Genomic DNA, 22,100 nt, shown 5'->3' on the forward strand with positions numbered 1-22,100 from the left:
GCCATGGAATTTCTCACTCCTCATCACATCCGCGAGCTGGGCCAGGAGGCTTTGCCGGTCCGGCCCGATGCCTGGGCCAAGCTCGGCGGCAACCCGGGCTTTCTGAGTGACCGCATTCAGCCGGGTCAGCTGCGCGGCGCGATTCTCGGCAGCCCTCATCCCCATGCACGCATTCTGCACATCGATACCAGTGCCGCCCAGGACCTGCCAGGCGTCCATGCCGTGGTCACCCATGCCGACATCCCCGGCATCAAGCACTATGGCTTGCGCAATGTGGACCGTCCCGTGCTCTGCATCGACAAGGTGCGCCATGTGGGCGACCCGGTCGCCGCCGTTGCGGCCGTGGACATGGAGACGGCGCGGCAGGCTCTGGCGCTGATCCGCGTCGAATACGAACCCCTGCCCCCGGTCTGCGACCCGGTCGCCGCCCTTGACGGAACGGCAGCCTCCGACCAGCCGGTCCACCAGGGCGGCAATCTGCTGCATGCCGCCAGCCACCGCCAGGGCGATATGTCTGCGGCCCGGGCAAGCACAGTGCACCGGGTGCAGGACAGCTATGTCACGCCACGCCAGATGCATGCCTTTCTAGAGACCGAAGGCGGTGTGGCCGAGCCCGATGGCGCGGGCGGCCTGCGCCTGTTTTTCGGCGGCCACAACCCCGCGCGGGAAAAGCAGGTCATCTCCGACATGCTGGGCCTGCCGCACGACAAGGTTCATGCCGTAGGGACGCCCGTGGGCGGCTCCTACGGCGGCAAGGACGAGCTGACCATTCAACCCATCGCGGCCCTGCTGGCCTGGAGGGCGCAACGCCCCGTGCGCTTGCACCTGACACGTCCGCAGTCCGTGGATCTGGGTGTCAAGCGACATCCCATGCAGATCGACATGCAGACCGGCTGCGATGCACAGGGGCGGCTTACCTACCACCAGGTGCAGATAGTGGCAGACACCGGGGCCTATGCCACGCATGGCCCCGAGGTGCTGGATGCCGCGCTCGAGCATGCCCCCGGCCCCTACCGGTATCAGGCACTGGACCTCAGCGCCAGGCTTGCCTATACGAACAACGGCATCGCCGGTGCGTTTCGCGGCTTCGGCGCCGTGCAGGTGCAATTTGCACTTGAGCAGCAGATGGACAGACTGGCTGCGCTGGTCGGCATGACAGCTGACGCGTTTCGCGCCCTCAATCTCGCCGCTCCCGAAGCACCCGGCCCGCTCGGCCAGCATGTCGTGCCGTTTGACGGCCCCCAGCGCGCACTCGATGTCGCCCGCCAGCAAGCGCTGTGGCGTGGGCCGCATCGCTGGGCCAGCGCGGACGGCCGCCATCTGCACGGCGTGGGCTTCACGCTGATCCATCGCAGCGACGGCTTTGGCAAGGGTGGCCCCAGTGACTGCCGTATGGAGCTGGCCCTGTCCGCCGATGGTGCGATCGAGCTGCGCTGCGGCTTTACCGAGCTGGGACAGAACCTGGTCGGAACCATACAGAGCCTGGGCTCGCGGCATCTGGGCTGCGCCGCCGACGCGATCCGGCCGGTGCTGGGCGATACCCGGCTGACGCCCGACTCGGGCCCGGTGGCCGCCTCGCGCGCCACCACGCTGGTATGGCGCGCCTTGCACGAGGCGGCCCGGCCCTGGCAGCAAGCCTTGCTCCTGGCAGCTGCAAGACTGCTGCCCGATATCCCTCTGCGCTGCGGCGCATGGGGCCTGGAAAGCGCTGCGGGCCTGCGCCTGAGCTACGCCGATCTGGCAAGGGCATTGGGCGAACAAGCGCCCTGTATCTCCATAGACCTGCGTGCCGAGGACCCGGAGGGTAACGCGCATGACACCCACTTCGTCTTCGGAGCCTGCGCCGCCATTGCCCAGGTACGCGTCGACACCTGGAGCGGCATGGTCCAGGTGCAGCGACTGGTGATGTGCACGGCGCTGGGCCCCGTGGCATCGGCCCAGGGCTATCTGGGCCAGATGGAAGGCGGCGCCCTCATGGGCCTGGCCATGGGCACGCAGGAGGAGCTGACTTGCCTGGACGGTCACTACCAGGCACGCAATCTCGACGGCTATCTGATCCCTACGCTGGCCGATGCCCCTGAAATGCAGGTGCTGACGATCGAGAACCTTCCCGAGGGCGATCCCATAGGCCCGCGCGGAGCCGGCGAGATCAGCGTCAACCTGGCCCTGCCCGCAGTGGCCAATGCCCTGGCTGCCGCACTGCAGCACCCCATCACGCAACTGCCCATGACCCCGGAGCGCGTGATCGCGCTGCTGGAAGCGGGCGCGGAGTCCTCCACACCATGACAACGACCCACATCCCGGAGCCCGGCGGCAAGCCAGCCGCAGCCAGTGCAAAGGAGGCCTCTATTTTTGTGCTGCAGCTGAATCTGAACGGCCAGCCGGTCAGCGCCAGCTGCAGCCCCGATACCCGGCTGCTGACCTTGCTGCGCGAGCACTGGCACCTCACCGGGGCCAAACCCGGCTGCGAAGTGGGACGCTGCGGCGCCTGCATGGTCTGGCTCAATGCGGAGCCCGTGAACGCATGCCTGCTGATGGCCTATCAGATCCAGGGCCAGACCGTGCGTACCATCGAGTCCGTGGCACAGGACAGCGCCAGCGAACCTGTGCGCGACGCGCTGGCGCGCTGCGGCGGCGTGCAATGCGGCTATTGCACCTCCGGCATGGTCATGAGCATGAGCTGGCTGCACCAGCAGCAGCCCCGCCCCACGGCCGCCGAGGCCGAGGCCCAGATGTGCGGAAACCTTTGCCGCTGTACGGGCTATGGCGGTATCCGGCGGGCAGTGCAGGAGCTGTTTCCGTCCGGGCAAAGCGCATGATTTTTCAATATTGATAGCTGCAATCGCTTACTCACAAACCGACTCAGCCACTTTCACTACATCTATCAGAAACCGCTCTGTTTGTTCGCAGGCTCATGACCCCAGGCAATAAGCAGACAAGTTTTTCTTGGTTGGCCCTGTCGCGGCAAGGCCGGACAATAGAGGCCCTGGGCATAGCCATGCCCCTGACGAATCGGCTTTGCCGACTCCTGCCATGAAACACTCTCTGACAAGCTATGCACTGGGTCTGGGCTTGAGCCTGGGCGCCACCAGTTGGGCGCTCGCGGCCCAGCCCCTGCTCAACCCCGAACAGCTGCAGCCACTGCTGCAGCAGGCCGATGTCCGCCTCATCGATATCCGCGACCCCAAAGCCTTCGAGGCCGGCCATATCGCACAGGCTGCCAATGCCCCCTACGGCAAATGGCGCGGCCCGGCCACCAATCCTGGCGAGCTGCCCGACCAGGCCAAGCTGGTGGCGCTGGTCCAGTCCCTGGGCCTGACGCCAGCCACGCATGCCATCGTGATCTCCAGCGGTGCCGATGCCACGGACTTCGGTGCCGCAGCGCGTGTGTACTGGACGCTCAAAAGCCTGGGCCTCAAGGAGCTGTCCATCGTCAACGGCGGCATGAAGGCCTGGGAAAGCGCAGGCAAGCCCCTGGGCAAGACCCAGGTGCAGATTGCGCCCAGCAGCTACACCCCGACTTTTGACGTCAACTGGCTGGCCACCCAGCAGGACGTGGGCAAGCATATCGACCTCTCCAATGCGGCCCTGGTGGACTCGCGCCCCGACGCCTTCTATCTGGGCAAGACCCGCGCACCCGCCGCCAAGCTCTCGGGCACCTTGCCCGGCGCCCAGCAACTGGATTTCAACCAGTGGTTTGTGCCCGGTACGTCACGGTTCGTGGATGCAGCCAAGGCCAGGGAAATCGCTGCCAAGGTCCAGCGCCCGCAAGGCCAGGACATGGTGGCCTTCTGCAACACCGGTCACTGGGCGGCCACCGACTGGTTCGGCCTCTCCGAAATGGCAGGTCTGCCCAATGTGAAGCTGTATGCGGGCTCCATGGTGGACTGGACGCAGTCCAAGGACGCGCCGCGCATGGCCAACCAGCCGGGCCGCGCCCAGTCGTTGGCCTATGACGCCCAAAAATGGTGGGAAAAAACTTTTAAATGACTCCCCTGAGTCGCTTCGCGCCTTCCCCTAGCCGGGCGCCCCCAAGGGGACGACAACTTCGCTGCAGGGCGGCCTTTGCTCGTTGCCTCTGATCTGGGTGCATCCCCTTTGCGGAAAGTGCGTCGCAGTCCTTACCCATCAATTCCATAAAAACACATGAAACGACTTCCCATAACGGTCTTGCTGGCCGTTTTCTTTGGCTGGCTGCTGTGGTCGGTCTCTGTGCGTCAGGCGGCGCTGTTTGCCGTGGGCATAGGCCTGGGCGCTGTGCTGGCCGGCAAGCGCTTTGGCTTCACCACGGGCTGGCGCATGCTGGTCGAGGAAAAGGACGGCAGCGGCATCTTTGGCCAGTTGCTGCTGCTGGCGCTGGCGGCGGCACTGGCCATGCCTTTGCTGGGCCATTTCCCGGAGCTGACGGCAGCTCTCGGCCCACCCAGCATCAGCCTGCTGGTCGGTGCCTTTGTCTTCGGCCTGTGCATGCAGATCGCCGACGGCTGCGGCAGCGGCACCCTCTATAAGGCGGGCATGGGCATCCCCATGAACACCGCCATACTGCCCCTGTTTGCGATCGGCAGCTTTCTGGGCAGCCTGCACCTGGGCTGGTGGCTGGACTTGGGCAATACGGCACCCGTGGGCCTGGTCACGCAATGGGGCTGGGCTCCAGCGCTGATCGCCACGCTGGTCGCGCTGGCCGTGATCGCGGCAGGCGTGGCCCTGTATGTGAAAAAGGCCAATGCCGCCCTGAACCGCCCGGCCAAGCCGCTGCTGGTGCGTAAATGGCTGGTGGGGGCCGTGCTGCTGGCCATCCTGGCTACGCTCAACCTGATCATTGCGGGCCAGCCCTGGGGCGTGGTCTACGGCTTTGGTCTGTGGGCCGCCAAGATCGCCAATGCCACTGGCGCCGTCGATCTGGCCAGCAACTGGTTCTGGAGCCAGCCCGGCAATGCGGCGCGCCTGCATGAGACCGTGCTGCTGGACGTGACCAGCATCACCAATATCGGGATTCTGGGCGGTGCATTGTGGATTGCCGCCGGCAAACCCGCGGCAGCCAAGGCACTGACAGGCACACAATGGATCGTGGCCCTGGTGGCGGGACTGGTGCTCGGCTACAGCTCGCGCCTGGCTTTCGGCTGCAATGTGGGCGCCATGCTCTCGGGCATCTCCACCGGCTCCATCCACGGCTGGATCTGGGTCCCACTGGCATTTGCAGGCACCATCTTCGGCCTGCGCATCCGCCGCCATTTCGGCTTCTGAGCAAGGAACAACCATGACCTCACCAAGCACCTTGCGCACCGTATTCTGGGCTCTGCTGCTCATCTTTCTGGCCTGGGACTTTCATACATCGCCGGCCATCGACCTGCGCTTTGAAGCGCCGCTGATCGCCGCCGGCTCCGGCCAGGCCGCACAGGGCGGACATTGCTCCATGCCTGCCGGCAAATAAGCGCTTCGACCCCACCCGACGCCCTGCCCAAGGAATGGTCAGGGCGTTTTTCTTTGGGGCCTGCTCAGGCCTCGGGCTTTTCCAGCTCGAAGCCGGCCGCCTCCCAGGCCGTCAGGCCACCGGACAATGGCCGGACATTGTGAAATCCCGCACGCTGCAATTGCCTGGCCACGCGCGCGGCGGAGATCTCGTCGGGGCAGTCGCAATACACGACCAGGCCATGCTCATGCCGCTCACGCGGCAGCAAGTGCTCGTAGGCCGCCCGGCCCTTGCCCTGATGCGCCAGCCAGGAGCTGGCACCGGGAATATGACTCTGACCGAAGAGCAGGGGTTCACGCACATCGATCACCGTCGGCGTGATGCCCTGGGCGTTGAGCCCCGCCAGTTCCTCGACCGACATGCGCGGCATCTTCAGCGAACGCACCACGCGCTGCCTCTGCCACCACTTGCGCGCCACGAAAACTGAGAACGCGACACACAGCAGCAACAGCCCCCATTTGCCCAGGGCCGTCAGCACATCGAGCAGATCCTGTACCGTGGAGCTGAACAGCGAGCCCAGAAACACCGCCGAGCCCACCCAGATCAGGGCCCCCAGCGCATCGAACAGCACAAAGGTGCGCAGCGGCGTGCCCACCACGCCTGCAAGCGCGCTGGCGATGGAGGCAAAGCCCGGCACAAACTTGGCCACCAGCAAAGACCTGGCTCCCCAGCGACCATAGACGGACTCTGTCTGACGGATGCAGGCATCGGGCGAGAGCGAAATGCGGCAGATACGTCCCAGCACCCGGTGCCCATAGGCTCTGCCTGCGTGGTACCAGAGCACATCGGCTATCAGCGCTGCGGCCACCGCAATCACGGTCAGCCAGCCCAGGCGTGCCAGGCTGCCGCCCTCCAGCGCTCCGGTCACCACCAGCACCGGATAGGCCGGGATAGGGGCGCCCAGCTGCTCCACCAGCACATTGAGAAAGACAATGCCGAAGCCGTATTCCCGAATCAGATCGACGACAAAACCCATGACCCACGCTCCTTACCCCGACCGGGCTTAGCCACCGATGCTAGCGAGACGTGAACATCCCCGGGGCTGCGAGGTTGTTGCGCTTCAGGCCCGCTGCAGATGGGACAGAACGACCTCGAAATGTGCGCTCACATTGAGCGCCGGGGCATGGCCGCAGTCCGGCACTTCCAGCCAGGTCAGCAGGTCCCGGGCACCGGGGCCGCGCTGCTGCATTTGCTCGGCCACGGGCCTGAGCACCAGATCGGAGTCCTCGCCGCGCAGCAGCAGCACGGGCAGTTGCAGCGCGTCATAGTGATCCCAGAGAAGATAGTCGTTGTCATGCTCGGTGAACTGCTCGATCATGCGCGGGTCGTAATGCGGCGTGACGCGGCCGTCATCGCAACGACGCGTGCTGGTCTCGGTCAGCTTGCGCCACTCGAAATCGCTGAGCCAGCCATAGGGCTTGTAGGCTGCGCGGAAAAAGCCTTCCAGCTCGGCGACGGTGTCGAACACCGGCGGGCGGCCGGCGTAGCTCTTGATGCGGGCCAGCGCAGCCTCGGCCAGCTCGGGAGCATTGTCGTTGAGCGTGAGTGTGAGAATGCGGTGCCTGAGATCCGGCTCGAACAGGCCGGATGCGCAGACCGTGCCTATCGCACCGCCCATGCTGGTGCCCACCCAGTGCACCTGCTGCAGAGCCAGCGCATCCATGAGCTCGCGTGCCAGACGGGCATAGAAGCGCAGCCGATATTCCTCGCGCGGGTTGCGGCTCCACTGGCTCAGGCCGCGGCCCAGCGTATCCGGGCAGATGACGCGGTAGCCTTGCGTCGCAAGAAACTGCGCCAGTGCATCCATGTCGCGGCCCGTGCGTGCCAGACCATGCCAGGCGATCACCGTAGCCTTGGTCGGACCTTGCGGCAGCCAGTCAAGGTAGTGAATCTCGTAGCCAGCGCAGTTCGCATAGCGGGATGCCGGCACGATGGCCGCAGAAGCGCAGTTATTGGACATGTCAGGTTTCAGCATCAAAAAGGCCTCTAGCGCATATCTGATGAGCGCTATCAGCTATCAACTTCGATAGTAGGCCGGCAGCCGTAGCCCCCGGCCGGTCGTGTGTATCAGTCCGGCACGCGAATGGCTCCAGCGCTGACCTCAATCCTGTCTGCCGCTGCCGGAGTACCGGCAATCAGCGGCAGATTGGCTGGCTGTATGGCCGGTGCCTGACCCGGGTTGCCACCACGCGGCACGGTGCGCACCACCTGGCTGGGAGGCAGCGCCTTGCCGTTGGCAAGGTGGTCATACATGGCATCGAGCGCGCGGTTCAGATAGACATGCAGCGGGATGTAACGCGTGTCGTAACCCGGCAGCACGGCGGGCAGGCCGATGAAGCTGTCGAAGTGCTGGGCATTTGTGACCTCCACATAGCTGAGCTTGCTGGCAGCGCCTTCCACCCTCCGGTTGAGCGCCACATAGGGCCGCGTCGTGTGGTTCACGGGCAGCAGCGCATCCGCACGGCCATGGACGATGATGGCCGGCTTGCCCTGCAGATTGCCGTTGCGTCTTGTCTCGTCGATACCGGCCTGTAGCGCCCTGGCGGAGCCATCGTTGCCTGTGACGAGATTGCGCAGGCACAGCGCACCCGGCGTGTTCCAGTCGGCCACGCCCGAGTTCACCGAGACGGAGAGGAAATCGCGCGCGGCACCGAACTTGCCCTTGTTGTTGATGAGCTGCACGCCGCTCGATGGCGGCACGCCGTTGCCCGTGGAGAACATGCTGGCCAGCGCCCCGGGGGCCAGCGGCGTCACTGCGCCCGCAGCCGTCGCTCCGGCATAACTGTAGCCGCAGAGGTTGTCCCTCACGCTGGCGCGCGAGAGCGAGTTGGCAAAGGTGACCGACACGGCGGGCGCCACCTCAAAGGCGGCCAGCGAGGCATGCAGCTCGCTGGACTCCGGCTCCCACCCATAGTCGCGCAGCCTCTGCAAAGCTTCTTCGGCCTGGGCAGCCGTGGTCGTGGTGTTCAGCAAACCGGCAGTCCTGAGTGCCGCACAGCGGTTGGGGTAATCGGCAGAGCTGTGCTGGCAAAGCCTGCGGCAAACGCTGCCGCATAGGGCGAGCCGCTGACCGACGCCGCCAGCGAGGCGCAGGATTGATAGAGGTTGGCATAGCTCGTGAAGTCCACCAGCGTCTTGCCCACCACAGGCAGTGCCGTGCCACCGCGCTGCACGGTTACGCCGGGGTTGAGGGGCAATTCAACCGCTGGCTCGGACACGGCCACGCCGTTGATCAGCCCCTGCGAGTCCTGCTCGGCGGCGGCAATCGCCGCGCCGCCGCCGTTGGAGATGCTTGATGCAATGACGATGGTGTTGCTCTGCTTGAGCGTACGCAGACGTTCGCCCAGAATGTTGCGGTCCCCATAGCGCTCGTTGAGCACGTAGTAGGCGAACTCCACGGCCTGCAGCGTGGTACGGCCCCAGTCCTTCTCTGGGTTCTGGCCCGAGTGCGCATGCTTGAAGGCAAAGCGGTTGGGCGTGGCAGTGTTGAAGGCGGCCAGTTCGCCAGCCGTGAGTCCCGCATTGAATGCAGCCTGCTTGCCCGCTGCGGCAGCCGTGCTGCGCGTGCCGTCGATCAGCGCCACGGTGTCGTTCATGAGGTCGTGCGGAGCGGCGCCCGTGCCCTTGTCGGAATAAGCCACTGCGCAGCCGCGCTTGAGCCCCCATTCGCCTGTGGTGATGGCGCCGTACACGCCGCGCGAGCCCGAAGCCGTGGCGGTGATGATGCAGGCCTTCCTTGGGTCAAAGCTGGCCGGCACCTGCACCATGAGCGTGACGTTCTTGCGGCCCGAGCCGTCGTCCGAAAACGCTATGTACTCGGTGCCGGCAATCCTGCCTTCGCCGGCCGTCACTCGGCCCTGCGCATCCACATTGGGGCCGTAGAGCGTGCCGTAGCCACCCGCGGCTGTCATGTCCAGCATGGCGCGGTAGTTGGTGTAAATGGCCAGGCGGCGCAGCTCAGCCGCCGTGGGCTGGAGCGCAATCGCGACGCCAGGCGCCGTGGCCGAGGCCAGGCCGCTCTTGCCCATGCCCGCGGTCAGCAAGTCATCGCTGCTGCCGTCATAGCTCTGTTGCCGCACCGCGCCCAGGTAGCCGGGTTTGGCATTGAGCTCGCCTCCATCGCCTCCCCCGCAGGCGGTCAGCACGGCAGCCGCCAGCACCACAAGGGCTGCTGGCGGCAAGGCAATCGCATAGGTCTTCTGCATGGGCTTTGTCTCCTGTCGTAGTGAAAGCAGTCAGAGAAGGGGTGCCAGTAAAAGATGTCAGGGTTTGCGCGCCGCAGCTGCGCGCAGCCGCCCCACCACGCCGGTAGGGAAGTAGTAGACCGACAGCACGAACAGCAGACCCAGCCACAGCAGCCAGCGGTCGGGCGACAGCAGCGCGGACAGCCATGACAGGCTGACGGAGGCTTCGCTGCCCAGCCGCAGCAAATCCTGCAGATAGCTTTGTGCGATCAGAAAGATGACGGAGCCGATCACCGCGCCATAAATCGTGCCCATGCCGCCGATGACGACGATGAGCAGGCAGTCCATCATGATCTCGAAGGACAGCGTGGTGTCCGGCCCGTTGTAGCGCAGCCAGACCGCCAGCATGGCACCGGCCACGCAGGCGAACAAGGCCGACAGCACGCTGGAGGTGGTGCGATAGACCACCACGCGGTAGCCAATGGCCTCGGCGCGGAATTCGTTCTCGCGAATCGCCTGCAGCACGCGGCCGAACGGCGAATTGACAATGCGCAGCAGCATCAGTACCAGAACCACGGCCACGGCAAACAGCAGGTAGTAGCTGATGATCCTGCCGTCGATGAGGATGCCGAAGATCTCGTTCTCGAACGGCTCGAAGCTGGGCGACAGCCATTCGGGCATCTTGAAGGTCAGGCCATCCTCGCCTCCCGTCCAGTCGGATAGCTGCGACGCCAGGGTCTGGAATGCAGCCGCCACCGCCAGCGTGATCATGGCAAAGAAGATGGCGCGCACACGCAGGGAGAACAGGCCGATGGCCAGGGACAGAACGAGCGACACCAGCAGCGCCGCACCCAGCCCCAGGGCCAGCGCCCCCCAGCCCGGGCCCAGCTTGCCAGAGGCAATGGCCACGCCATAGGCGCCTATGCCGAAGAACATGGTGTGGGCAAAGCTGACGATGCCGGTATAGCCCAGAAGCAGGTCAAAGCTGGCCACCAGCACCACAAAGATCAGCACCTTTGCTGCCACATTGAGCGCCTTGACACCGGGAAAGGCAAACGGCGCCACGGCAAGGCCGATGAGAATGGCCAGCAGCATCACGGCCAGCACGCGACTGCGCGGCAGATCGCCCGAGAGCAAACGGTTCAACATCCCATTAACCTTTCATCTCTTTGGCGGCGAATTGCTCGAACTGGGCATGCACCCGGCCAGCGGCCACCAAGCAAGGGCCTACCCACAGCGAGGGGGCAGGCGCGAAGCGACTCAGGGAGCATCTCATCGGTTCGCCACCGGATAGACACCCTGGGGCCGCCAGAGCAGGATCGCGACCATCAGAGCGATATTGGAAAACAGCGCCACCTTGGGCACGAGAAAGCCCGTGTAGTTGGCCATCAGCCCCACCAGCAGTGCTCCGATGAGAGCGCCGCCGGTACTGCCCAACCCGCCGATGATGATGACGATGAAGATCAGCACATTGACCTGGGCGCCCATCTGCGGAATCACGTTCTGCTGGTACAGCCCCCACATCACACCGCCCAGCCCGGCCAGGGCCGAGCCGGCCACAAACACGCCTATGAACAGGCTGCGCACCCGGTAGCCAAGCGCCTCGACCATCTCGCGATCCTGCACGCCGGCGCGAATCAGCAGGCCCAGCTTGGTGCGCGCGAGCGTCCAGGCCAGCCCCGCGAACACCAGCGCGCCCACCAGCACGGCAAACACGCGGTACTTCTCCACGGCCGCATCGCCCAGCAGCCAGGCGCCCTTCATGGCGTCGGGCAGTGGCAGCGGTATCTGCTGCGGGCCCCAGATGACCTTGATCAGCTCCTCGCCGATGATCATGCCGCCCATGGTGATGAGAATCTGCTTGAGGTGCTGGCCATAGACCGGGCGCACGATGAAGCGCTCGAACGCCAGACCCACGGCGCCGGCCACCAGCATCGCCACCAGCATGGCCGCAAAGACGGCCGCCAGATTGCGCCAGAGCTGGTCCGAGCCGGTCCAGTCACCCATGACGCCGAGCACGCTGGTGGCCACAAAGGCGCCGAGCGCGATAAACACGCCGTGCCCGAAGTTCAGCACATCCATCAGGCCGAACACCAGCGTCAGGCCCGAAGCGATGATGAAGACGATCATGCCCATGGCCAGTCCTGCCACCGTCAGCGTCAGCCAGGTGCTGGGCGAGCCCACCAGCGGCAGCGTCACCAGCGCCAGCAGCGGCACCAGCAACAGCGGCTTGTAATCCATATCCTTGAAGCTCATGCAGGCTCCTTCCGATTGCCCGCCAACACGGCCAGATCCATGGCGGCTTGCGATTGAGACATAAAGACGGATGGCATGTCCGATGCGACTCCCTTCATAAGGACAGCCCCAGCAGCGACTGCTGCAGCTGCGCGTCGGCCGCCAGATCGGCCATGCGGCCCGCGTGGATGACTCGGCCGTTGTCCATCACGGCCACGCCGTCGCCCAGGCGTTTGGCGAAGTCGATGTTCTGCTCCACCAGCAAGATGCTCACGCCGCTGGCCTTGAGCTGGGCGAAGGCCTCGATCATGTTGTTGATGATGGCGGGAGCCAGGCCCTTGCTGGGCTCGTCGACGATCAGCAGATCGCGCGGCTCGACAATGGCGCGCGCCACGGCCACCATCTGCTTCTGCCCGCCGCTGAGCTTGCCAGCGGGCGCATTCCAGAACTTCTGCACGGCCGGGAACAGCTGGTAAATCCAGTCCAGCCGGGCAGCATCCATCTGGCCCGCATGGGCGGCGGCGCGTGCTGCCAGCAGCAGGTTTTCCTTGACCGTGAGATCGGCAAAGATGCCCATGTTCTCGGGCACATAGGCAATATTCAGGCGTGCAATGGCCGGCGTGGACAGCTGGGCAATGTCCTTTTGCGCAAACCGGATGCGGCCCTGGCTGGCCTGCCACAGGCCCATGATGGTGCGCAGCGTGGTGGTCTTGCCGGCGCCGTTGCGGCCCAGCAGCATGGTGACCTCGCCCTGCGGCACGATCAGGTCCACGCCATGCAGTATGTGATAGGCGCCTATATGGGTATGGACGCCGGACAATTGCAGCAAGGGGGCGGATGCCTGGTTCATGCGTCCTCCTTCACGGCATTGCCGAGATAGGCCTGCTGCACCACGGGCGATGCAATGACCTCGGCCGGCTTGCCGTCGGCGACCAACTGTCCATTGGTCAGCACGATGATGCGGTCGGCGAGTTCGCGCACCACATCCATCTTGTGCTCCACCAGCAGGATGATCTTGCTGCGATCCTTCTTGAGTTCGCGTATCAGGTCCAGAATCACTGGTGCCTCGTCATGGCTCATGCCCGCCGTGGGCTCGTCAAACATATAGACCTGAGGCTCCAGCGCCATCAGCAGCGCCACCTCCAGCTTGCGCTGGTCGCCATGCGGCAGGCTGGCGACCAGGGTGTCGGCTCGCTCGGACATGGAGACCCGCTCCAGGATCTGCCGGGCGCGCTGCGTGACCGCCCGGTGATCGCTCCAGATGCTCCAGAGGTTCAAGCCGCGCCGATGCGCCCCGCTCATACTGGCCTGCACTGCCAGGCGCACGTTCTCCTGCACGCTGAGATTCGGAAAGAGATTCGTGAGCTGAAAGGCCCGGCCCAGCCCGGCGCGCGTGCGCGCCGATGCGGGCAGGCCGCTCAGATCACGCCCCCCCAGCGTGACCGTGCCGGAACTGGCTTTGAGCTGGCCCGAGATCAGATTGAAATAAGTGGTCTTCCCGGCCCCATTGGGGCCCACGATGGCCGTGAGCGTGCCCGGCTCGAACGAGCAGGTGACAGCGTTCACGGCCACATGGCCGCCAAAGCGGATGGTGAGCTTGTCTGTGGTCAGCATGGATGAAAAGGAGAGATTCCGGGCATGGCGGCAGGCAGTCGCAAGAATTTCAGGCCAAAGCAGGCTCCAGCGCTTGGTGGACAAGCGCCATCAGCTATCAAAATTGGAATTGGCACCCGCTGCATTGCGGGCCCCTCAGTCATCGCCCGTTGCGCACGGGAACGTTCATTTCCTCAGGCTTGATCTCGCGCACCAGCTCGGGCACGCCCCAGGCCATGGCCGGATCGTTCTTGATCCTGAAGTGGTACATGCTCTGCATGGCCTGGTGATCTTCCTTGCGGAAGGTCATGACGCCCTTGGGTGTATCGAAGCTCATGCCTTCCAGGGCCTTGATCAAGGTGTTGGTCTTGGTGTCGCCGCCAGTTTTCTTGAGTGCCGTGACAACGGCCATGGCGGCTGAGAAACCGCCCGCCGTGAAGAAGTCGGGCGGAGCCTTGAACTGCTTGTAGCTCATGGAGACCAGGGCTTCGTTCACCGGATTCTTGGGAATGCCGAAGTAGTAGTAGGTGGCGCCTTCCATGCCCGGCAGATTCTTGTAGGCAGCCATGGCCGGCAGGATGTTGCCGCCCGTGGCAATCTCGATGCCGTAGCGCTTGAGGTCCATGTCGGCGATCTTGAAGGGATTGCCGGCACCGGCCCAGACAATCCAGATCACCTTCTTGCCCGGAACATCCTTGAGCCTGTCAATCAGGCGCTGGGCCCCGGCCGTGAAATCGGTGGTGGCTGCAGGCAGATACTCCTCGTGCACCAGCTTGCCCTTCTTGACCGCCTCCTTGAAGGCCTTGACGCCGTCGCGGCCGAAGGCATTGTCCTGGGCCAGTGTCGCAATGGTCACGCCAGCCCTGTCGATGGCCACGGCATTACTGATCGCGTCCTGGCTGGAGTTGCGGCCGGTACGGAAGATGTACTTGTTCCACTTGTCGCCGGTAATGGAGTCGGCCACGGCGGGCTCGACGATCAGGATCTTCTTGTACTCCTCGGCCACGGGCAGCATGGCCAGCGCCACGCCCGACGCGCTGGGGCCGACAGCCAGATCGGCCTTGTCGTCCGAATAGGCAGCGGCCAGCAGGCTCTTGCCCAGGTCGGGCTTGCCCTGGTCGTCTTTCTCGATCACCACCAGCTTCTTGCCTGCCACCGTCATGCTGCCGCCTGTGGCGTATTCAAGCCCCATCAGCAGCCCGGCCTGCGTCTGCTTGCCATAGGCCTCCAACGGCCCAGTCTTGCTGTAGACATGAGCAATGCGGATTTCAGATTGCGCCAGGGCGCCGGGAACATGAGCCACCATGGCCGCCAGAACGGCCGCCTGCAGCAGGCTGCGCTTGTGCATGTGTTGTCTCCTTGAGGATGGATGCGGTGTGTCCGCTTGTCTTTGTATGGTGTGCAGTTAGCAGTCTTCGTGCCAGTCTGGTTTCCCTCTGAGTCCTGTTATGGTCCGCGCCCCTATTGCCTCAAAATCAGACAAAAAAATGTCTTAAAAAAAGACATTGCATGTTTTCCATACACTACTTCTGGCTTAGCCTCGGCCGGGGTTCCAGCGCCATGAAAAAGGATCACCGCGGTGATCCTTGTGTTCTTTACGCTGCTTCGCGCTTTTTGTCGAGTTCCAGCAGCCGCACGGCGTTGTCCTTGAGAATGCCGGGCATGACCTCGGGCTTGAAGCCGGCGACCTCGAAGTCCTTCATCCAGCGCTCTGGCGTAATCAGCGGGAAGTCGCTGCCAAACAGCACACGGTCCTTGAGCAAGGTGTTGGCGTACTGCACCAGTTGCTTGGGGAAATACTTGGGACTCCAGCCCGAAAGATCGATCCAGACATTGGGCTTGTGCAGCGCCACCGAGATTGCCTCGTCCTGCCAGGGAAAGCTCGGGTGGGCCATGACGATCTGCATATCGCCGAAGTCCACGGCCACATCGTCCAGCAGCATGGGGTTGCTATAGGCCAGACGCAGGCCGCCGCCGCACTTCATGCCGCTGCCGATGCCGCTGTGGCCGGTGTGGAAGATGGCGGGCAGCTTGTAGTGGTTGATGACCTCGTAGATGGGCCAGGCCATGCGGTCGTAGGGATGGAAGCCCTGCACCGTGGGATGGAACTTGAAGCCCTTGACGCCGCATTCGGTGATCAGGCGCTCGGCCTCGCGCGCGCCCATCTTGCCCTTGTGCGGGTCGATGCTGGCGAACGCCACCATCATGTCGCTGTTCTCGCGCGCGGCATCGGCAATCTCTTCGTTGGGGATGCGGCGGCGACCCAGCTGCGCCTCGCTGTCCACCGTGAACATCACCAGACCGATCTTGCGCTCGCGGTAGTAGGCAATGGTTTCGGCGATGGTCGGCCGCAGCGAGCTGCCGAAGTATTTGTCGGCCGCGCGGTCGTACTCCTCACCATAGCTGTCAAAGGGATTGCGGCAGCTGACTTCCGCATGGGTGTGGAAGTCGATGGCGATCAGATCTTGATGGTTCATGGGTGGGTCTGCTTTGGGTATTGAGTGAAATCAGCCTCAAGCGCTTGTCACGCCTGCGGCACCTGCTCTCGAAAATGAATGAAGAAATCAATGCTCGATGGATTGGCCATGGCATCGGGGCTGGCCACCTTGGCGGCGTCCGCTCCCAGCAGCAGCTTGCGCACCGGCACCTCCATCTTCTTGCCGGTGAGGGTGCGCGGAATCTCGGCCACTTGTACCACCACATTGGGCACATGGCGTGCCGAGGCCTTGGTCTTGATGGCGTTCTTGATCTGGGCGGTCAGCTCGCCCGTCAATGCCTGGCCTTCGGCCAGGGTCACGAACAGCGGCATGAAGGAAGGTCGGCCCAGGTATTCGAGGTCAACCACCAGGCTGTCCTTGACGGCGTCGAGCTCCTCGACGACACGGTAGATCTCCGCCGTGCCCATGCGTATGCCGAAGCGGTTGATGGTGCTGTCCGAGCGTCCGTAGATCACGGCCGTGCCGCGCTCGCTGAACTCGATCCAGTCGCCATGGCGCCAGTAGCCGGCAAACACATCGAAATAGCTGTCGTGGTAGCGCGCCCCGCTCTCGTCGTTCCAGAAGAACACGGGCATGGAGGGCATGGGCTCCGTAATCACCAGCTCGCCGACTTCGGCAACCACCTTCTGGCCCTGTTCGTTGAAGGCATGGGCGGCTACGCCGAGTTCGCGGCACTGAATCTCGCCCGCATTGACGGGCAGTATGGGAGCACAGGCTACGAAGCCCGAGGCGATATCCGTGCCGCCGCTGATCGAAGCCAGCCACAGATCACTTTTGACGTTCTCATAGACCCAGGCGTAGGCATCGAGAGGCAGCGGTGAGCCCGTGGAGTTGACGGCACGCAGTTTCTCGAACTGGCGTCCCTTCTTCGGCGCGAAGCCATCCTTCATGCTCTTGGTGAGAAAGGCCGCACCGCAACCAAAGATACTGACCTGGTATTGGTCGATGAAGTCCCAGAGCGCATCATCATTGGGCGCCGTCGGGTTGCCGTCGGACAGGACCACGGTCGCGCCGACCAGCAGGCTGCCTATCATCAGATTCCAGACAATCCAGCCCGTGCTGCCCAGGAACATGAAGCGGTCGCCGGGCAATACATCGTGCTGCAGGCGATTGGTCTTGAGGTGGGTGAGCACGATGCCGCCATGGCTGTGCACCATGGCCTTGGGCAGGCCGGTGGTTCCCGAGGAGTACACCACCCACAGCGGATGGGCGAACGGCAGGCGCTCGAACTGCAGCGGCGCTGCATGGCGCGTTGCCTCATCCCAGCTCATGCAGTCGCGCCAGGGCACGGCCGCATGCTCTGCATCGCTGCCGAACAGGGGCCCAGGCACATGAATCACCTGGGCGATATCGGGCAGACCCTGAAGCACTTCGTCCAGCACTTCACGGCGATCGAACTGCCTGCCGGCATAGGTGTAGCTGTCGGTCGCGAAAATCAGCTTGGGCGCAATCTGCTGGAAGCGGTCCAGCACCACGGAAACACCCATCTCCGGCGCGCAGCTGGACCAGATGGCGCCAATGCTGGCGCAGGCCAGGAACGCCACCACGGTCTGCGGCACATTGGGCAGATAGGCCACCACGCGATCGCCACGCCCTATGCCCAGACCGCGCAGGCTTGCCGCCAGGGCGCCCACATCGCGCTGCAACTGCTGCCAGGAGACTTCGGCCGGAGCCTGGCCCTCGCAGCGCGCAATGATGGCCGGACGCTGATCGCTGGCCTGGCGGAAGATGTGCTCTGCGTAGTTGAGCCGGGTGTCTGGGAACCACTCGGCACCGGGCATCTTGCGGCTGGCCAGCACCTGCGTGGGGTCACCATCGGCCTGAATGTCGAAGTAGTCCCAGATGGAGCGCCAGAAGCCTTCGATATCGGTTGCCGACCATTGCCACAGCGCCTCATAGTCGGAGAAGTCACCGCCACGGCTGTCGCGCAGCCAGTTCATGTAATGCCGCAGGCCGCTTTGCTCCTGCTGCTGCTGCGTGGGCCTCCACAATTCCTGCCCTTGTACCAATGCCATGCTGTCTCCGGACTCAAATTAGATATTTTTTATAACTATAAAAACAAACCAAGTCCTACTCACCAAGGGCAATCCCTAGCATGACTCAGAAATTCAGCTTCTCGAGCCGGTCGTATAGCTTGGCGCGCGATATGCCGAGCGTCCTTGCCACCGCCAGCTTGTTGCCACCATGGGCCTGCATCGCGGCCCGTATGGCGCGGGTTTCGAGATCAGCCATTTGCTCGGCCAGCGGCTTGAGCAGATCACCCGTCGCCAGCCTCGCCGCCACAGTCTCCTGAGTCAGGGGCTGCCGATGCGGCGCCTGAGGCTCGACCCCGGACGAGCGCAGCACCTGTGCCAGCAGGCCGGCATCGATGTGCGAGTCATCGCAGCGCATGGCGGCCTGCTCCAGCACATTGCGCAGCTCGCGAATATTGCCGCGCCAGGCCTGTGCGACCAGCAGCTCCAGTGCGCCCTTGCCAAGCTCCGGTGGCACCATGTCGTTGCGCAGCGCCAGGTCCTCGCAGAGCATTTCCACCAGGGCCGGGATATCGCTGCTGCGCTCGCGCAGCGGCGGCACGCGCACGGGCAGCACATGCAGCCGGTAGAACAGGTCTTCGCGGAAGCGCCCGTCGCGCACCATCTGCAGCAGATCGCGAGAAGTGGCGGCCACTACGCGCACATCGAAATGCACGATCTGGTTGGAGCCCAGCGGCTCGATCTCGCCCTCCTGCAAGGCCCGCAGCAGCTTGGCCTGCAGGCTGGCGGGCATGTCGCCGATTTCATCAAGAAACAAGGTGCCGCCATCGGCGAGCTTGAACTTGCCGTCGCGTGTCTTGCGGTCGGCTCCGGTAAATGCGCCCGGTGCCACACCAAAGAACTCGGCCTCCAGCAGCGTCTCGGGAATGGCCGCGATGTTGACGCTCACAAAAGGACCGGCCGACCGCGCCGATGCGGCATGGATGGCATGGGCCAGCACCTCCTTGCCGGTACCGGTCTCCCCCAGCAGCAGCACCGGGCTCATGGACTGGGCTGCCCGCCGCGCCTGGCGCTTGACCTCGACCGCAGCCGGGCTGCTGCCCACAAAGCTGGCAAAGCTGTATTTGCTGCGGCGCGACCCTTGTGCGGACGCCTGCAAGCTGCGGCTGCGCTGGGCAGCCAGCTCGCGCCGCGCTTCATCGAGATCGCGCTGCAGCATCGCGAACTTGCTGATCAGCGGCTGCAGGGTCGTCTCGGGCTGGTCGAACAGCACAATGCCGATGGCACCGATCACGCCTCCTTCATCGTCATGCAGCGGCAGGCGGCTGACGACAAAGGTTCCGGCGCTATTGGTCAGCAGATCGATCAGGACCGGCTTGCCGGTCTCCAGCACGCTGCGCATCTGCGTGTTGGGGATGACCTCCTCCACCATATGCCCGAGAAAATCGCCCACACCGGCTACTCCCAGGCGCGGCAAAAAACGCTCGTAGCCTTTGTTGACCCAGACAATGCGCCCGCTTCTGTCGACCAGAAACATGCCCTGGCTCATTGACGAGAACAGCTGAAACATGGACCGTGCCGCCAGGGCATAGATGCCGTCGGCATCATCGGGCAGCTCGCAAGCGAAATCGTGGGGTAGCAGTTGGCTCATTTCCATCGCGTCATGGTAGGGCGACATTGAAACCCAACCATCAGCACAGACCTGTAGCCGTGCTCCTTGCGCCACCCATGCTTGAACGGACAACGAATCCACGCTTATGAACCGAGCCGGCCTCCATAAAAAAAATCCCCTGTCCAGCTCACCGAACAGGGGATATGAATGCAACGGGCTCCATGCGTGAAGCACCCGCAGCAGGCTAGGAAACCGGACTCAGGCGGCGCTTGCCTCCCTGGCGTGCTTGGCCTGCGACAGGCGCTTGAGCACGCGAGGAATGATCAGCACGGCCAGCACGATGATGATCAGCGTCAGCGACATGGGACGCTGCAGGAAGATCCACCAGCTGCCCTCGCCGATCGACACTGCGTTGCGCATCTGCGCTTCGGCCAGGGGGCCGAGGATCATGCCAACCACCACGGGAGCGGTGGGGAAGTCGAAGCGGCGCATGATCACGCCCAGCAAGCCAATGCCGTAGAGCAGGAACAGATCGAACGCGCTCTGGCGCATGCCGTAGGCACCGACCGTTGCGAAGATCAGAATGCCGGCATACAACTGGGGACGCGGAATCTTCAGCAGCTTGACCCACAGGCCCACCATGGGCAGGTTGAGCACCAGCAGCATCACGTTGCCGATGTACAGCGAGGCGATCAGCGCCCAGACCAGGGTCGCAGAGCTGGTAAACAGCTGGGGGCCGGGGTTGATGCCGTAGTTCTGGAAAGCGCCCAGCAGCACGGCCGTGGTGTTGCTGGTGGGAATGCCCAGAGTCAGCAGCGGAATCAGGGCTGCGGTCACGGTCGCATTGTTGGCAGCTTCCGGACCGGCCACGCCTTCGATGGCGCCCTTGCCGCCGAACTCGGCCTTGTCTTCGCCCTTGGCCAGCTTCTTTTCGGTCGCATAGCTCAGGAAGGTCGGGATCTCGGTGCCACCGGCAGGAATGCAGCCGAACGGTGTGCCCAGCAGCGTGCCGCGCATCCAGGCGGGCCAGGAACGCTTCCAGTCGCGCTTGGTCATGTGCACACGCGTCAGCTTGTTCTGGGATTCCTCGACCTTGCCTTCATACATGGCGGCATATAGCACTTCGGCCACGGCAAACAGGCCCACGGCCACCAGCACGATATCGATGCCGTCCAGCAGCTCCATCTTGCCGCCGGTATAGCGCGCCGCACCGGAGATCTGGTCCATGCCGATGCAACCCGCAGCCAGGCCAACAAACAGCGCCGTCATGCCGCGCAGCGTGCTCTGTCCCAGAACGGCACTCACGGTGGTGAAGGCCAGCACCATGAGCATGAAGTACTCGGGCGGGCCCAGCTTCACGGCGAAGTCGGCCACATAGGGAGCGAACAGGGTCACCACCACGGTGGCAAAGGTACCCGCGAAAAACGAGCCGATCGCAGCGGTTGCCAACGCCGCCCCGGCTCGGCCGCTCTTGGCCATCTTGTTGCCTTCCATGGCCGTGACCATGGATGCCGTCTCGCCGGGCGTGTTCAGCAAAATCGATGTGGTCGAGCCGCCATACATGGCACCGTAGTAGATGCCGGCAAAGAAAATCATGGATGCCGTCACATCCACCTTGGCGGTGATGGGCAGCAGCATGGCCACGGCCACGGCCGGGCCGATACCAGGCAGCACGCCCACAGCCGTACCCAGGGCACAACCCACCAGAGCCCACAGCAGATTGGCGGGCGTGATGGCGGTGGCAAAGCCAGCCATCAAAGCATTGAAGATATCCATTACAGCCACCCCGTTTCAGTCAGACCAGGCAGATTGATGGCCAGGAACTTGGTAAACATCCAGAACACCGGGGCTGCAATCAACAGCCCCGTGATCACATCCTTGACCCAGGTACCCGGTGCTGACGCCTGGGGCTGATGCGAAGCGCGGCGCAGGCCCTGCACGGCCAGCACATAGCAGATGGTGCAGCTGAAAATAAAGCCCAGGGTACTGATCAAGGCCGCATTCACCAGCAGACCGGCCGAGACCCAGGCAAAGGGCAGGATGTCGGCCTTGGGCTGACCACCCGGGTCGGCCGCATGGCGAAAACCACCGCTGCGAGCTTCCCAGATCAGCAAGGCACCGCAGATACCCAGCACCACTGCGCAGACCCAGGGCAGGAAATTGGGACCGACACCGCCGTAGCCGGAGTCCGAAGGAATTTGCAGTGCGCCAAAGGCCAGTCCCGCAGCGACCAGCAGCACGCCTGCACCGACAATGGTTTGCGCTCTCTTGGACGGTACGTTGGGGCTCTGCGGCTCGTCGGGGTCTGCATAGGCCGAAACCTGTGCGGCCTCCGCTGCCCGGGCCAGATCTTGGAATGAATCAGACATGATGAATGTGTTTGATTTCAATGGTTTTCGGAACCCGCCAGAGCCGCCTTGCGGCAGCTCCCACGGCATCATGGGGTTGCACAAACCCTGGCTTGCGCCGTCAGGAGCAGACCATCAATCAGTGCGGGGGAGAAACGGCAGGACACAACGCGATCAGGGCTGAAGT

The 22,100-nt window shown here is 64.0% G+C and carries 17 protein-coding genes and 1 pseudogene; 5 read left to right on the forward strand and 13 right to left on the reverse strand.

Annotation, left to right across the window (positions count from 1 at the left end; translation table 11 throughout):
* The first annotated feature begins 3 nt into the window (after nt 1-3).
* The 5 genes from CTATCC11996_RS17220 (at nt 4) to CTATCC11996_RS25910 (ending at nt 5,431) form a co-directional block, all read left to right on the forward strand.
* Entirely contained in the window at nt 4-2,286 is a 2,283-nt protein-coding gene (locus tag CTATCC11996_RS17220; protein ID WP_034349522.1) for a xanthine dehydrogenase family protein molybdopterin-binding subunit, read from the forward strand.
* Nucleotides 2,283-2,819, forward strand: a complete 537-nt coding sequence (locus CTATCC11996_RS17225) for a (2Fe-2S)-binding protein (RefSeq protein WP_003078470.1) — start codon at nt 2,283-2,285, stop codon at nt 2,817-2,819. The genes CTATCC11996_RS17220 and CTATCC11996_RS17225 overlap by 4 nt, the downstream gene beginning before the upstream one ends.
* Nucleotides 2,820-3,033: 214 nt before the next feature.
* Nucleotides 3,034-3,990, forward strand: a complete 957-nt coding sequence (locus CTATCC11996_RS17230) for a sulfurtransferase (protein WP_003078472.1) — start codon at nt 3,034-3,036, stop codon at nt 3,988-3,990.
* Between the two features lie 156 nt (nt 3,991-4,146).
* On the forward strand, nt 4,147-5,244 hold the full coding sequence (locus CTATCC11996_RS17235; protein ID WP_034349504.1) for a YeeE/YedE thiosulfate transporter family protein: 1,098 nt from the start codon (nt 4,147-4,149) through the stop codon (nt 5,242-5,244).
* Between the two features lie 13 nt (nt 5,245-5,257).
* A complete protein-coding gene (locus CTATCC11996_RS25910) occupies nt 5,258-5,431 on the forward strand; it encodes a hypothetical protein (RefSeq protein WP_003078476.1) in 174 nt (57 codons plus the stop codon).
* Nucleotides 5,432-5,495: 64 nt separating this feature from the next.
* Here CTATCC11996_RS25910 and CTATCC11996_RS17240 read toward each other — a convergent pair whose 3' ends face one another.
* The 13 genes and pseudogenes from CTATCC11996_RS17240 to CTATCC11996_RS17300 all read right to left on the reverse strand — a co-directional run bounded on the left by CTATCC11996_RS17240 (nt 5,496) and on the right by CTATCC11996_RS17300 (nt 21,934).
* The gene (locus CTATCC11996_RS17240) at nt 5,496-6,446 is read right to left on the reverse strand and encodes a VTT domain-containing protein (protein WP_003078478.1); all 951 of its coding nucleotides are present in this window, start codon (nt 6,444-6,446) and stop codon (nt 5,496-5,498) included.
* Nucleotides 6,447-6,530: 84 nt separating this feature from the next.
* Nucleotides 6,531-7,445 carry an alpha/beta fold hydrolase gene (locus CTATCC11996_RS17245; protein ID WP_003078481.1) on the reverse strand — a complete coding sequence of 305 codons (915 nt, stop codon included), beginning with the start codon at nt 7,443-7,445 and terminating at the stop codon, nt 6,531-6,533.
* A 92-nt stretch (nt 7,446-7,537) separates the two neighbouring features.
* Nucleotides 7,538-9,675, reverse strand: a pseudogene (locus tag CTATCC11996_RS17250) (D-(-)-3-hydroxybutyrate oligomer hydrolase).
* A gap of 57 nt (nt 9,676-9,732) precedes the next feature.
* The gene (locus tag CTATCC11996_RS17255) at nt 9,733-10,803 is read right to left on the reverse strand and encodes a branched-chain amino acid ABC transporter permease (protein ID WP_003078484.1); all 1,071 of its coding nucleotides are present in this window, start codon (nt 10,801-10,803) and stop codon (nt 9,733-9,735) included.
* Nucleotides 10,804-10,926: 123 nt separating this feature from the next.
* A complete protein-coding gene (locus CTATCC11996_RS17260; RefSeq protein WP_003078486.1) occupies nt 10,927-11,910 on the reverse strand; it encodes a branched-chain amino acid ABC transporter permease in 984 nt (327 codons plus the stop codon).
* A 94-nt stretch (nt 11,911-12,004) separates the two neighbouring features.
* The gene (locus CTATCC11996_RS17265) at nt 12,005-12,739 is read right to left on the reverse strand and encodes an ABC transporter ATP-binding protein (protein WP_003078489.1); all 735 of its coding nucleotides are present in this window, start codon (nt 12,737-12,739) and stop codon (nt 12,005-12,007) included.
* A complete protein-coding gene (locus CTATCC11996_RS17270) occupies nt 12,736-13,503 on the reverse strand; it encodes an ABC transporter ATP-binding protein (protein WP_003078493.1) in 768 nt (255 codons plus the stop codon). Before CTATCC11996_RS17270 ends, CTATCC11996_RS17265 begins: the two co-directional genes overlap by 4 nt.
* 139 nt (nt 13,504-13,642) lie before the next feature.
* Nucleotides 13,643-14,830: a substrate-binding domain-containing protein gene (locus CTATCC11996_RS17275; RefSeq protein ID WP_003078497.1), complete on the reverse strand. Its 1,188-nt coding sequence runs from the start codon at nt 14,828-14,830 to the stop codon at nt 13,643-13,645.
* 247 nt (nt 14,831-15,077) lie between these two features.
* Nucleotides 15,078-15,959 carry a 4-hydroxyphenyl-beta-ketoacyl-CoA hydrolase gene (locus CTATCC11996_RS17280; RefSeq protein WP_003078499.1) on the reverse strand — a complete coding sequence of 294 codons (882 nt, stop codon included), beginning with the start codon at nt 15,957-15,959 and terminating at the stop codon, nt 15,078-15,080.
* 47 nt (nt 15,960-16,006) lie between these two features.
* Entirely contained in the window at nt 16,007-17,995 is a 1,989-nt protein-coding gene (locus CTATCC11996_RS17285) for an acetoacetate--CoA ligase (RefSeq protein WP_003078502.1), read from the reverse strand.
* Nucleotides 17,996-18,080: 85 nt separating this feature from the next.
* A complete protein-coding gene (locus CTATCC11996_RS17290; RefSeq protein ID WP_420795094.1) occupies nt 18,081-19,610 on the reverse strand; it encodes a sigma-54 interaction domain-containing protein in 1,530 nt (509 codons plus the stop codon).
* Nucleotides 19,611-19,823: 213 nt separating this feature from the next.
* The gene (locus CTATCC11996_RS17295; protein WP_003078511.1) at nt 19,824-21,341 is read right to left on the reverse strand and encodes a tripartite tricarboxylate transporter permease; all 1,518 of its coding nucleotides are present in this window, start codon (nt 21,339-21,341) and stop codon (nt 19,824-19,826) included.
* On the reverse strand, nt 21,341-21,934 hold the full coding sequence (locus CTATCC11996_RS17300) for a tripartite tricarboxylate transporter TctB family protein (protein ID WP_003078514.1): 594 nt from the start codon (nt 21,932-21,934) through the stop codon (nt 21,341-21,343). The genes CTATCC11996_RS17295 and CTATCC11996_RS17300 overlap by 1 nt, the downstream gene beginning before the upstream one ends.
* Nucleotides 21,935-22,100: the final 166 nt, after the last annotated feature.

The sequence above is a fragment of the Comamonas testosteroni ATCC 11996 genome, assembly GCF_000241525.1.
Lineage (GTDB): Bacteria > Pseudomonadota > Gammaproteobacteria > Burkholderiales > Burkholderiaceae_C > Comamonas > Comamonas testosteroni.

What these genes read in the sequence shown, in the direction of transcription:
- CTATCC11996_RS17220 (WP_034349522.1), top strand. Translation starts at nt 4, where the DNA reads ATGGAATTTCTCACTCCTCATCACATCCGCGAGCTGGGCCAGGAGGCT.
- CTATCC11996_RS17225 (WP_003078470.1), top strand. Translation starts at nt 2,283, where the DNA reads ATGACAACGACCCACATCCCGGAGCCCGGCGGCAAGCCAGCCGCAGCC.
- CTATCC11996_RS17230 (WP_003078472.1), top strand. Translation starts at nt 3,034, where the DNA reads ATGAAACACTCTCTGACAAGCTATGCACTGGGTCTGGGCTTGAGCCTG.
- CTATCC11996_RS17235 (WP_034349504.1), top strand. Translation starts at nt 4,147, where the DNA reads ATGAAACGACTTCCCATAACGGTCTTGCTGGCCGTTTTCTTTGGCTGG.
- CTATCC11996_RS25910 (WP_003078476.1), top strand. Translation starts at nt 5,258, where the DNA reads ATGACCTCACCAAGCACCTTGCGCACCGTATTCTGGGCTCTGCTGCTC.
- CTATCC11996_RS17240 (WP_003078478.1), bottom strand. Translation starts at nt 6,446, where the DNA reads ATGGGTTTTGTCGTCGATCTGATTCGGGAATACGGCTTCGGCATTGTC.
- CTATCC11996_RS17245 (WP_003078481.1), bottom strand. Translation starts at nt 7,445, where the DNA reads ATGCTGAAACCTGACATGTCCAATAACTGCGCTTCTGCGGCCATCGTG.
- CTATCC11996_RS17255 (WP_003078484.1), bottom strand. Translation starts at nt 10,803, where the DNA reads ATGTTGAACCGTTTGCTCTCGGGCGATCTGCCGCGCAGTCGCGTGCTG.
- CTATCC11996_RS17260 (WP_003078486.1), bottom strand. Translation starts at nt 11,910, where the DNA reads ATGAGCTTCAAGGATATGGATTACAAGCCGCTGTTGCTGGTGCCGCTG.
- CTATCC11996_RS17265 (WP_003078489.1), bottom strand. Translation starts at nt 12,739, where the DNA reads ATGAACCAGGCATCCGCCCCCTTGCTGCAATTGTCCGGCGTCCATACC.
- CTATCC11996_RS17270 (WP_003078493.1), bottom strand. Translation starts at nt 13,503, where the DNA reads ATGCTGACCACAGACAAGCTCACCATCCGCTTTGGCGGCCATGTGGCC.
- CTATCC11996_RS17275 (WP_003078497.1), bottom strand. Translation starts at nt 14,830, where the DNA reads ATGCACAAGCGCAGCCTGCTGCAGGCGGCCGTTCTGGCGGCCATGGTG.
- CTATCC11996_RS17280 (WP_003078499.1), bottom strand. Translation starts at nt 15,959, where the DNA reads ATGAACCATCAAGATCTGATCGCCATCGACTTCCACACCCATGCGGAA.
- CTATCC11996_RS17285 (WP_003078502.1), bottom strand. Translation starts at nt 17,995, where the DNA reads ATGGCATTGGTACAAGGGCAGGAATTGTGGAGGCCCACGCAGCAGCAG.
- CTATCC11996_RS17290 (WP_420795094.1), bottom strand. Translation starts at nt 19,610, where the DNA reads ATGGAAATGAGCCAACTGCTACCCCACGATTTCGCTTGCGAGCTGCCC.
- CTATCC11996_RS17295 (WP_003078511.1), bottom strand. Translation starts at nt 21,341, where the DNA reads ATGGATATCTTCAATGCTTTGATGGCTGGCTTTGCCACCGCCATCACG.
- CTATCC11996_RS17300 (WP_003078514.1), bottom strand. Translation starts at nt 21,934, where the DNA reads ATGTCTGATTCATTCCAAGATCTGGCCCGGGCAGCGGAGGCCGCACAG.